This is a genomic window from Achromobacter insuavis (assembly GCF_902859645.1).
Lineage (GTDB): Bacteria > Pseudomonadota > Gammaproteobacteria > Burkholderiales > Burkholderiaceae_B > Achromobacter > Achromobacter insuavis.
Genome location: NZ_CADIJR010000074.1, coordinates 16,671 through 27,335, shown reverse-complemented (window position 1 = coordinate 27,335; position 10,665 = coordinate 16,671). Strand labels below are relative to the sequence as shown.

General features: G+C 67.8%; 10 protein-coding genes and 1 pseudogene. 2 read left to right on the top strand and 9 right to left on the bottom strand.

All coding sequences use genetic code 11. The features are described 5' to 3' along the window. Positions 1–320, top strand: a pseudogene (locus H0523_RS25955) (succinylglutamate desuccinylase/aspartoacylase family protein); the annotation flags it as partial. A gap of 3 nt (positions 321–323) precedes the next feature. After that, positions 324–1,421, top strand: coding sequence for a pyridoxal-phosphate dependent enzyme (locus H0523_RS25950; RefSeq protein WP_054429583.1), 1,098 nt, complete (start codon positions 324–326; stop codon positions 1,419–1,421). Between the two features lie 33 nt (positions 1,422–1,454). Here the strand turns inward: H0523_RS25950 and H0523_RS25945 are convergent, their stop codons facing one another. The 9 genes from H0523_RS25945 to H0523_RS25905 form a co-directional block, all read right to left on the bottom strand. Then, the gene (locus H0523_RS25945) at positions 1,455–2,372 is read right to left on the bottom strand and encodes a LysR substrate-binding domain-containing protein (RefSeq protein ID WP_054429584.1); all 918 of its coding nucleotides are present in this window, start codon (positions 2,370–2,372) and stop codon (positions 1,455–1,457) included. A 19-nt stretch (positions 2,373–2,391) separates the two neighbouring features. Beyond that, positions 2,392–2,979 (bottom strand): DNA repair protein RecO, encoded by a 588-nt coding sequence (gene recO, locus H0523_RS25940; protein WP_025137141.1) that lies wholly within the window; start codon positions 2,977–2,979, stop codon positions 2,392–2,394. Next, a complete protein-coding gene (era, locus tag H0523_RS25935) occupies positions 2,972–3,862 on the bottom strand; it encodes a GTPase Era (protein WP_006393488.1) in 891 nt (296 codons plus the stop codon). The genes recO and era overlap by 8 nt, the downstream gene beginning before the upstream one ends. Beyond that, positions 3,859–4,620 carry a ribonuclease III gene (rnc, locus tag H0523_RS25930; protein ID WP_049072173.1) on the bottom strand — a complete coding sequence of 254 codons (762 nt, stop codon included), beginning with the start codon at positions 4,618–4,620 and terminating at the stop codon, positions 3,859–3,861. Before rnc ends, era begins: the two co-directional genes overlap by 4 nt. A 2-nt stretch (positions 4,621–4,622) precedes the next feature. Further along, positions 4,623–5,507 (bottom strand): signal peptidase I, encoded by an 885-nt coding sequence (lepB, locus tag H0523_RS25925; RefSeq protein WP_054429585.1) that lies wholly within the window; start codon positions 5,505–5,507, stop codon positions 4,623–4,625. Positions 5,508–5,529: 22 nt separating this feature from the next. Continuing rightward, entirely contained in the window at positions 5,530–7,323 is a 1,794-nt protein-coding gene (gene lepA, locus H0523_RS25920; protein WP_054429586.1) for a translation elongation factor 4, read from the bottom strand. A gap of 220 nt (positions 7,324–7,543) precedes the next feature. Beyond that, entirely contained in the window at positions 7,544–8,968 is a 1,425-nt protein-coding gene (locus H0523_RS25915; protein WP_369817051.1) for a DegQ family serine endoprotease, read from the bottom strand. Between the two features lie 109 nt (positions 8,969–9,077). After that, positions 9,078–10,154, bottom strand: coding sequence for a MucB/RseB C-terminal domain-containing protein (locus tag H0523_RS25910; protein ID WP_054429588.1), 1,077 nt, complete (start codon positions 10,152–10,154; stop codon positions 9,078–9,080). Further along, positions 10,154–10,663 carry a sigma-E factor negative regulatory protein gene (locus H0523_RS25905; protein WP_054429589.1) on the bottom strand — a complete coding sequence of 170 codons (510 nt, stop codon included), beginning with the start codon at positions 10,661–10,663 and terminating at the stop codon, positions 10,154–10,156. The genes H0523_RS25910 and H0523_RS25905 overlap by 1 nt, the downstream gene beginning before the upstream one ends. Positions 10,664–10,665: the final 2 nt, after the last annotated feature.

Sequence of the window (10,665 nt, the reverse complement as noted above, 5' to 3'; positions counted from 1 at the left end):
AGCTGGGCCTGCTGGCCGCCGCCGCGCCGCGCCAGCCGGCCCCGTCGCTGCACGACCTGGACGCGCCGGCCGCGACCCTGCGCGGCCGCGAACCGGGCGTGTTCATCCCCGCCGTCGATCTGGGCCAGACCGTGACCGCCGGCCAGACCATCGGCCAACTCATCGAACCCGCCCGCCCCGACCTGCCGGCGCGCGCCCTCGCCAGCCCGCAGGCCGGCACCGTCGTCTGCCTGCGCGCCATCGCCCGCAGCGACGACGGCGACTGCCTGCTGCAGGTCGCGCCCGCCCTTCCCCTGGACTCCCTTGCCTCGTTGTACTGACCCATGCAGATGAACCCCCGCTTGTCCGGCCTGCGCTGCATCCGCTGCGACAGCCGCCTGCCGCCCGCCGACTACCCGGAAGGCTGCCCGCATTGCCTGGAGGCCGGCCATCCCGCGACGCTGGAATGCCAGTACGACGCGGGCGCCGCCGACGCGATCGACCTGCCGGTGCTTGACCCCGTGACGCTCGGCGAAGGCGCCACGCCCTGCCTGGACGCGCCCGCGCTGGCGCAGGCCGAGGGCGTGGGCCGGCTCTGGCTCAAATGCGAAAGCGCCAACCCCACCGGCAGCCACAAGGACCGCATGGCCGCGCAACTGGTGTCGCGCGCCCGGCTGGCCGGCGCCACGCGCGTGGCCGCGGCCTCCAGCGGCAACGCCGGCGTCTCGCTGGCGGCCTATTGCGCCGCCGCAGGCCTGCAGGCCGACATCGCCATCACCCGCAACTGTCCGCCGTTGCAGCGCGACGCCATGCAACGCTTCGGCGCCCGCTTGACCGCGTTCGACGACAGCCTGGGCCGCTGGCCCCATGTCGCCGACCTGTGCCGCAACCAGGGCGCCTTCGCCGGCACCAACTACCTCAATCCGCCGGTCGGCACGCATGCCTACGGCGTCGAAGGCTACAAGCCGATCGCGCGGGAATTGTTCGACCACTGCGGCCTGCCCACCGATATCGTCGTGCCGACCGCGCGCGGCGACCTGCTGTGGGGCATCCTGCTGGGTTGGCAGCAACTGCTGCGCGCCGGTCGCATCCCGCGCCTGCCGCGGCTGCACGCGGTCGAGCCGTACGCCCGCCTGTCGCGGGCGCGCGCCGCGGGCGATGCGCGCGGCCTGTGGGAAGGCGCCACCGACCAATACTCGATCGCCGGCGGCACGGTCACGCTGCAATCGCTGGAGGCCCTGGCGCGCTCGGGCGGCTCGCCGGTCGAGGTCTCCGATGCCGCCGCCGCCCAGGCGCAGCAGCGGCTGGAGCGCCTTGGACTGGCCACGGAGCTGTCATCGGCCGCGGCGCTGGCGGCGGTCACGCGCTTGCGCCGCGCCGGCCAGCTGGATGCGGAATCGTCGGTGGTGCTGATCCTGACGGCGGACGGCCGCCGCGGCTAGGCGGCGGCAACGACTGCGCGACACCCGCGCCCGTCAGCCGCGCTTGACGCCGTAGCGCTCCACCAGCGGCGCCAGCGCCGCGCGCAGACAGGTCGCCCAGTACTTGCCGGCCTCCGACAACGGCCGGCTGCCATGCAGGATCATGTGGCATTCGAAATGCACCGGCGCCGCCAGCGGCCGGTGGCACAAGCCCGCGGCTTCCAGCCCCACCGCGGTGGCGGGGTTGGCGATGCCGACGCCATGGCCGGCCAGCGCAAGCTGGCACACCGTGCTCGAGTACGGCGTCTCGATCGCGACGCGCAGGCTGAGGCCGGCCTGCAGCACCAGCGCGTCCAGCCGCTGGCGCGAGGCATCCTCGGCATTCAGGGCGATCACGTCCACCTCGGCCAATTGCGCCAGGCCGACCTGCTCCAGGCGCGCCAGCGGATGGCCATCGGGAAATACCGTCACGGCCCGCAGGCTGGCCAGGCGATGGCCGCGCAGGCCCTCCAGCTCCGACTCATCGGCCACGGCAGCCAGATCGAGCTCACCCGACACCACCATGTCGCGCAGCGTGTTCGAATCCCGGATCTGCAGATACAGGGGCGTGTCCGGATAGCGCTCGCGAAAGCGCGCGATCGTATCGCTGACGATCGCCCCGCTGTAGGCATGGATGCAGCCGATGCGCAGGCGCGGCTGGGCCGCGCCGCGGATCGCGCGGATCTTGCGGCCCAGGCTTTCCAGGCCGACGTTCAGGCGGCGGATTTCCTCGTACAGCAGCGTGGCTTCGGGCGTGCGCTGCATGCGCTGGCGCACCCGCTCGAACAGCCGCAGTTCGATGCTGGCCTCGAGCGCGGCCAGCGTGGCGCTGACGGTGGCGGGCGACACATCGAGCCGCCGCGCCGCGGCGGTCACGCTTTCCGTTTCATAGACGGTGCGGAAGGTCTCGACCTGTTTGAGCGTGAAGGTCATGGCCGGACGCGCCGCGGCTTCAGATGCGCTGCAGGTCCATCAGCACCCGGCGCGTGGCCAGGGGCCGGCCCGCCAGGTTCTCGGCCAGGCGTTCGCGCAGGTCGCGGCGCAGCGCCGGCTCGATGACGGGGTCGTCGAAATCGGGTTCGGCCTCATCGACGCCGTAGCCGGTTTCGCGCAACAGCGTCCATTCGAAGCGGCGCAAGGCGCCGGCCGCGCGCGTGCCGCCCGACAGCTGCTGCAGCGCCATGTCATAGGCGTCGAACAGCAGCGGATGGGCGTCTTCGCGCGGCAGCAGCCGCAGCAGCAGTTCATTCATGTACCACGCCGACATCAGCGCGGTGCCGCTCAGGGCGCGCACGCCCATGATCTCGGCGCGGGTCAGGGTCTTGACCTCGCCGTTGCCGGTCCAGGACAGCAGCAGCGGCTGGAACGCCGACAGCACCGGGCGCAGCACGGAATACGGGCGCTTGGCGCCCTTGGCGACCATGGCGACACAGCCGTGGTCGCGCGAGAAAGTCTGAACGATGAGGGATGTCTCGCGCCACGCCGTGGCGTGGAGCATGTATCCCGGGCGATCCTGGACGCGAGGCGCCCGTTTACTCATAGCCCAGGTCGCGCAGCGCACTCTCGCGGTCAGACCAGCCCTTGCGCACCTTGATGTAGATCTCCAGGTGCACCGGCTTGTCCAGCAGCTTGGCGATGTCCTGCCGCGCCTCGGAGGCGATGCGCTTCATGTGCATGCCGCCGGTGCCCAGCAGGATGGGCTTGTGGCTGTCGCGCTCCACCACCACGCAGGCGGCGATGCGCGCGCCCTTGTCGGTCTCTTCCCATTGCTCGATCACGACCGTACAGCCGTAGGGCAGTTCGTCGCCCACCAGGCGGAAGATCTTCTCGCGCACCAGCTCGGCGGCGATGAAGCGCATCGGCCGGTCGGTCAGGGTGTCTTCCTCGAACATCGGCTCGCCTTCCGGCAGCCGCGCCGCGATTTCCTGCAGCAGCTGGTCGAGCTGCTGATTCTTGGTGGCGCTGACCGGCACCACGGCGCCGAACGGATGCAGCGCCATGATCTTCGAGACGAAGGCGAACAGCTCGTCGCGGTTCTTCAGCGCGTCGATCTTGCTGACGACCAGGATGGTGCGCTCCGGCGCCGGCAGCAGCGGCAGCAGCTTGGCGTCGCCCTCCGACCACTTGCCGGCCTCGACCACGTGGACCACCACGTCGACGTCGGCCAGCGCCTGCGTCACGACGCGGTTCATCATGCGGTTCATGGCGCCGCCGTGGCGCGTCTGGAAGCCCGGCGTATCGACGAACACGAACTGTTCGTGGTCGCGCGTCAGCACCCCGTGGATGCGGTGGCGCGTGGTCTGCGCCTTGCGCGACACGATGGAGATCTTGGAACCGATCAGCGCGTTCGTCAGCGTGGACTTGCCCACATTGGGGCGGCCGACGATGGCCACGAAACCGGTACGGAAAGGGGTATCGCTCATTTAGTCTCTTGGGACACTGCCACGGGCAGCGACAACTGCGCGGTCTTGCGCGCCTTGCCCGACTTGCGGGCGGCCTTGGACGCCGGGCTGATGGCCTGCGCCGCCTCCAGCGCCAGCTTGGCGGCCGACTGCTCGGCCGCGCGGCGGCTGGCGCCGGGCGCGTTCACCTTGATCTCCAGCGCCGGAATGGCGCATTCGACCTCGAATTGCTGGCTGTGGGCGGCGCCGTGCGTGGCCACCACGGTGTACACGGGCAAGGCCAGCTTGCGGCCTTGCAGGAATTCCTGCAGCAAGGTCTTGGCGTCCTTGCCCAGGGTCTTGGGATCGACCGAGGCCAGCACCGGCTGGTACTGGCGCACGATCACGCGACGGGCGGCATCGAAGCCGGCGTCCAGGAACACCGCGCCGAACAGGGCTTCGACCGTGTCGGCCAGAATCGACGGACGGCGGAAACCGCCGCTCTTCAATTCGCCTTCGCCCAGGCGCAGGTATTGGGACAGTTCCAGGCGCTGGGCGATATCCGCCAGCGAGGCCTGCTTGACCAGGTTGGCGCGCAGGCGCGACAGGTCGCCCTCGTCGATTTTCGCGTAACGCTCGAACAGCATCGCCGCGACGACGAAGTTGAGCACGGAATCCCCGAGGAATTCCAGGCGCTCGTTGTGGCGCGCACCATGGCTGCGATGGGTCAACGCCTGTTCAAGCAATGCTGGGTCACCAAAGTGGTGATCCAGCCGGTTTTCTAGCGTGGCTAGCGACATAATCAGTTGAACCGGCCGATGCGGCTGAGATCGCTGAAATTCATCCAGATGAAGAAGGCCTTCCCGACGATATTGGATTCCGGCACGAAACCCCAGTATCGGCTGTCGGCGCTGTTATCCCGATTATCGCCCATGGCGAAGTATTGCCCCTCGGGTACTTTGCAGCGTACCCCATCGCGGGAATATTGGCAGTTCCCGAGGTTGGGAAATTGGTATTGCGGGCGATATTCCTGCGGCCGCCCCTCATCCAGCAGGATATTGTGACTAACTTCGCCCAACTTCTCTTTATATTGCGCGATATACGAGACACGGTCGGGTTCGAAATAGTCGCCGGCGCGCTCATGCGGCACCAATTGACCGTTCACATACAGTTTTTTGTCGAGGTAGGCGATTTCGTCACCAGGCAGGCCGACCACGCGCTTGATGTAGTCGACGTCCGGATCGACCGGATAGCGGAACACGAACACGTCGCCGCGCTGCGGCTTGCCGATGTCGACGACCTTCTTGTCGATCACCGGCAGGCGCAGGCCATAGCTGAACTTGTTCACCAGGATCAGGTCGCCGGATTGCAGCGTCGGCAGCATCGAGCCCGACGGAATGCGGAACGGCTCCACCACGAACGAACGCAGCACGAACACGAACAGGATCACCGGGAAGAAGCTGACCGCGTATTCGATCCACCACGGCACGCGGCGGGCCTTGTCGCCGGCCTCGCGCCGCTGGCGTTCGGCATCCTGCGGATCGTCCGCCAGCGCCGCGTCGTACTGCGCCATCGCCTCTTGCGCCCGACGCTCGCGGCCGCGTCGCAATACGGCCAGATCGAGCGCCCAGATAATGCCGGTCAGCACCAGCAGAACAAACAGGATCAGGGCAAAGTTCCAACTCATCAGCTAACCGCCTTCTTTGGTTCTATTTGTCTTCCACTTGCAGGATGGCCAGGAACGCCTCCTGCGGAATTTCCACGGTACCGACCTGCTTCATGCGCTTCTTGCCGGCCTTCTGCTTTTCGAGCAGCTTCTTCTTGCGCGAGATGTCGCCGCCGTAGCACTTGGCCAGCACGTTCTTGCGCAGCGCCTTGACGTTCTCGCGGGCGATGATTTCGGCGCCGATGGCCGCCTGGATCACCACGTCGAACATCTGGCGCGGAATCAGGCCGCGCATGCGCGTCACGACGTCGCGGGCTCGATGGCGGGCGTTGCTGCGGTGGACGATCACGGCCAGCGCGTCGACGCGGTCGTTGTTGATCAGCAGGTCCACGCGCACCACGTCGGCCGAGCGGTACTCGAGGAACTCGTAGTCCATCGAGGCGTAGCCGCGCGACACCGACTTGAGCTTGTCGAAGAAGTCCAGCACGATCTCGGCCAGCGGGATCTCGTACACCAGGTGCACCTGGCGGCCGTGATAGCTCATGTTGATCTGCACGCCGCGCTTGTTGTTGCACAGCGTCATCACCGGACCGACGTAGTCCTGCGGCATGAACAGCGTGACCTTCACGATCGGCTCGCGAATGTCGGCGATCTTGCCGATCTCGGGCATGCGCGACGGGCTTTCGACGGTGATCACCGAACCATCGCGCTGCTCGACTTCGTACACCACCGACGGCGCGGTGGTGATGATGTCCATATCGAACTCGCGCTCCAGGCGCTCCTGCACGATTTCCATGTGCAGCAGGCCAAGGAAGCCGCAGCGGAAGCCGAAGCCCAGCGCCTGCGACACTTCGGGCTCGAACATCAGCGCGGCGTCGTTCAGCTTGAGCTTCTCGAGCGAATCGCGCAGCTGGTCGTATTCCGAGCTTTCGACCGGGTACAGGCCGGCGAACACCTGCGGCTTGACTTCCTTGAAGCCGGGCAGCGGCGCGGCGGCCGGCTTGTTCGCCAGCGTCACCGTGTCGCCGACCTTGGCGTCTTCGAGCTGCTTGATGCCGGCGATGATGAAGCCCACCTCGCCCGCCGACAGGTGCGGACGCTGCTGCGACTTGGGCGTGAACACGCCGGTCTGCTCGCACAGGTGGGTGGCGCCGGAGGCCATCAGCAGGATCTTGTCCTTGGGCTTGAGCACGCCGTTGACGATGCGCACCAGCATGACCACGCCGACGTAGTTGTCGAACCACGAGTCGATGATCAGCGCCTGCAGCGGCGCGTCGGGGTCGCCCTTGGGCTGCGGCACGCGCGCGACGATGGACTCGAGGATCTCGTCGATGCCCATGCCGGTCTTGGCGCTGGCCAGCACCGCGTGCGAAGCGTCGATGCCGATCACGTCCTCGACTTCCTGGCGCGCGCCTTCCGGATCGGCCTGCGGCAAGTCCATCTTGTTCAGCACCGGCAGCACTTCCACGCCCAGCTCGATGGCGGTGTAGCAGTTGGCCACGGTCTGGGCCTCGACGCCCTGCGAGGCGTCGACCACCAGCAGCGCGCCTTCGCAGGCCGACAGCGAGCGGCTGACTTCGTACGAGAAGTCGACGTGCCCCGGGGTGTCGATCAGGTTCAGGTTGTATATCTTGCCGTCCTGCGCCTTGTAGTGCAGGGCCGCCGTCTGGGCCTTGATGGTAATGCCGCGCTCACGCTCGATCTCCATGGAGTCGAGCACCTGGGCCGACATTTCGCGATCCGCCAATCCGCCGCAGCGCTGGATCAGGCGATCGGCCAGGGTCGATTTGCCGTGATCGATGTGGGCAATGATGGAGAAGTTGCGAATATGCTGCATGCTTGAATTTAAAAGGGACGGAACATTCGGCAAACTGCCGGAAGACGCCGCCACCAGGGTAGGCACGGCTGACGGGTTGGGGCCGCTAGGCCGGACCGCCCGCCGCCGGGCCTCGCTTGCGGCGGGCCGCGGGCGGCATCTGGCGGGGAGCCGGGCAAAAACGAGGGGGCGCCAGGCGCCCCCTCTTGCGGCAACCAGCCATTTTAGCCGGTCTTGGGCCTTATTTGCTTGCGGGCACCGCCACCCACTGGGTCTGCTCGCCGCGGCGCACCAGCAGGCCGACCGCGCGGCCCTTCTCCAGCTTGCCGACCAGCTCGGCGAATTGCTTGGCGCCGGTGACATCGGTGTCGTTCAGGGCCAACACAATGTCGCCTTCCTGCAGGCCGGCCTTGGCCGCGGCGCCTTCGGCGACCTTGACCTGCACGCCGCCCTTGATGCGCTGCTTCTTCTGCACATCGGCGGGCACGTCGATCACGCCCAGGCCCAGCGCGTTGGTGACTTCCGGCGCCGGCGGCGTGCCCTTCTTGCCCGGGGCCGCCTTGTCGACCGGAATCTCGCCGACCTTGACCGACAGGGTCATCTTCTTGCCCTTGCGCCACACTTCCATGTCGGCGCGCGTGCCCGGCTTGGTTTCGCCGACGATGCGCGGCAGATCGGACCAGCGCTTGATCGGTTCCTTGTTGAAGGTCAGGATCACGTCGCCCGGCTGCACGCCCGCCTGTTCGGCCGGACCGTCCGCCTCGACGCTGCTGACCAGCGCGCCCTCGGCCTTGGGCAGGCCGATGGCCTCGGCCACGTCCTTGCCGACTTCGCCGATCTGCACGCCGACGCGGCCGCGCGTGACCTTGCCAGTGGCGCGCAGCTGGTCGACCACCCGCATCGCTTCGTCGATCGGGATGGCCAGCGAGATGCCCATGAAGCCGCCGCTGCGCGAGATGATCTGGGAGTTGATGCCCACGACCTCGCCCGCCAGGTTGATCAGCGGACCGCCCGAGTTGCCCGGGTTGACCGCCACGTCCGTCTGGATGAACGGCAGGTATTCGCCGGTATCGCGGCCGATGGCGCTGACGATGCCCGAGGTCACGGTGGAGTCCAGGCCGAACGGCGAACCGATCGCCAGCACCCACTGGCCCTTCTTCAGCTTCTTGGGGTCGCCGATCACCAGCGGCGTCATGTCCTTGGCTTCGATCTTGATCAGCGCCACGTCGGTGCGCTCGTCGGTGCCGATGACCTTGGCCTTGAATTCGCGGCCGTCGGTGAGGGTGACGTAGATGTCGGTTGCATCGCTGACCACGTGATTGTTGGTCATGATGTAGCCGTCATCGGAGATGAAGAAGCCCGAGCCCACGCCGCGCGGCACGGTGCGTTCCTCGGGCTGCTGCGGCTGCGGGCGCTGGCGCGGGTTGGGCGACTGCTGGCCCGGCGGCTGGAAGTCAGGACCGAAGAACCAGCGGAACAGCTCGGCCGGATCGTTGCCGCCCGGGCCCACGCCGCGGATCGGCACGGTGGCCGTGGTGCGGATGTTGACGACCGCCGGGTCGGCTTTTTCGATGATGCTGGTGAAGTCAGGCAACGCCACCGTCGGGGTGGGCGTTTCGGCCGCCGGGGTCTGCGCGTGCGAGACCGGCGCGAACGCGGCCGACATCAAGAGCCCCGCCGTCGCGGCCGCCAGGAAGCGGCGCAGGCCGGGGTTCGACACCATCATTGCTTTCATAGATTGCTCCGAAATCACTTCTTGCCGCAGAGGCCGCTCATCACTTGGAGCCGGCCGCCGGAGCGTTCGCCACGGGTACGTATTCTGTCGCTTCCGCCAATTGTTCCAGCGTCGCCACGGGCACTTCGCCCACGGCCGTCAGCCAGTAATCGGCGATGCGGGTGCCATAGACGGTAATCGATCCACGCTGCGCCGCGCCAGGGGGCGGATGATGGCCGCGCTGGCTGTCGTAGGGTTCGATGAACACCGAGATGGCCGCCAGGCCGTCGGACAGCACCATCTGGTTGACCGTCGCGCCGCGACCCATCGAGCGCGCCACCTGCATCACCACCGTGAACCCCTTGGGCGCCGGAATGCGCCATCCCAGGGCGCCCAGGTCGACCGGCTTCATGGAGGGCTCGAGCACCTTCCAGTCGCGCGTGTTCCAGCGCGACGACAGCGACTTGGGATCCACTTCGGCGCCCAGGCGCAGCGAGGTGAACGACACCTGCTCGACCACGCCGCGGGCGGCGTTGAGGGTCTGGGCCTTCAGCAGCAGATTGGTTTCGACGTCGGCGCAGAGGCGATAGCCATAGCGCAACTTGTCCAGCGGCTCGATAGTGATCAGGCGGCATTCGCGCCCGGCGACGCGATGCAGCGCCGACTCGGTGCGGATCTTGTAGTGATCGGTCAGGTTGGCCGGATCGCCCAGCAGCAGGCCGGGAAAGCGGTCGCCGCGGCGACGCTCGATCAGGACCGTCTTGCGCTCGGGGATCAGGCACTGCACGTCTTCGTTGTGCCGCAGGTATTCGCGCGGCTGCCCGTCCAGGATCTCGAGACGCTCGCGCTCGCCGGTGCCGTCCAGGACATGCACCAGCCGCGAGGACTGGATCATCTCGCCTTGTTGATACATGAACACGCCGGCGTAGTCCTGCTTGCGCGCGGCCTGCTGGATGCGCGAAAGCAGCTGCACCACGTCATCGCCCTGCTGGGCGGGGGCGGCGTCGGCGGCGCGCGCGGGGTCATGCGCGGCCAGGAATGCGGTCAGGAGCGTAGCGGCGAACCAGCCGGCGCGGTGGGCTTGCCAGGAGGCAGCCCGTCCCAGCACCGGCCAACGAGTCGGAAGCACCAGGGCCATCAGCGCCCCGCCCCGACGTCGAACGACACCTGACGCACCGCGCTGGGGCCGGCCATCTGGCGATGGGCCTCCAGGTAGTCGCTCAGGCCCGACGTATCGGCGCTGCCGCTCAGGCTGGCGTCCGCCAGCACCCGCGTCTCGGTGGCGGGGGAACCGCCCGCCAGATACGGCTGGGCGACCCAGGCCACCGTGGCGACCGCGGCCGCCACCGCCAGGCCGGACAGGCCCAGGCGCAGCGGTGAGCGGCGCCGCGGCGCGGCCACGATCGGCAGTTCGGCATCCAGCGCCCGCGACAGGCGGGCGTGGAAGTTCGCGCTGGGCGTCAGCGCCAGGTCGGTGTTGCGCAGGGCATCACCGATCAGATGATAGGTATCCCAGGTCTGTCGCCCTTCGCGGGTCAACAGGCCGGAGAGAATATCGTCGGTTTCTTCCCCGTCCATCCAGGCGGAAACGGATTCCTCCCAGGCGGCTTCGGAAGAAACGACGGACTTGGCTGCTGTAGTCTGCATGA

Coding starts and splice junctions, on each gene's coding strand:
- H0523_RS25950 (WP_054429583.1), top strand. CDS start 324: ATGCAGATGAACCCCCGCTTGTCCGGCCTGCGCTGCATCCGCTGCGAC.
- H0523_RS25945 (WP_054429584.1), bottom strand. CDS start 2,372: ATGACCTTCACGCTCAAACAGGTCGAGACCTTCCGCACCGTCTATGAA.
- recO (WP_025137141.1), bottom strand. CDS start 2,979: ATGAGTAAACGGGCGCCTCGCGTCCAGGATCGCCCGGGATACATGCTC.
- era (WP_006393488.1), bottom strand. CDS start 3,862: ATGAGCGATACCCCTTTCCGTACCGGTTTCGTGGCCATCGTCGGCCGC.
- rnc (WP_049072173.1), bottom strand. CDS start 4,620: ATGTCGCTAGCCACGCTAGAAAACCGGCTGGATCACCACTTTGGTGAC.
- lepB (WP_054429585.1), bottom strand. CDS start 5,507: ATGAGTTGGAACTTTGCCCTGATCCTGTTTGTTCTGCTGGTGCTGACC.
- lepA (WP_054429586.1), bottom strand. CDS start 7,323: ATGCAGCATATTCGCAACTTCTCCATCATTGCCCACATCGATCACGGC.
- H0523_RS25915 (WP_369817051.1), bottom strand. CDS start 8,968: ATGTCGGCCGCGTTCGCGCCGGTCTCGCACGCGCAGACCCCGGCGGCC.
- H0523_RS25910 (WP_054429588.1), bottom strand. CDS start 10,154: ATGGCCCTGGTGCTTCCGACTCGTTGGCCGGTGCTGGGACGGGCTGCC.
- H0523_RS25905 (WP_054429589.1), bottom strand. CDS start 10,663: ATGCAGACTACAGCAGCCAAGTCCGTCGTTTCTTCCGAAGCCGCCTGG.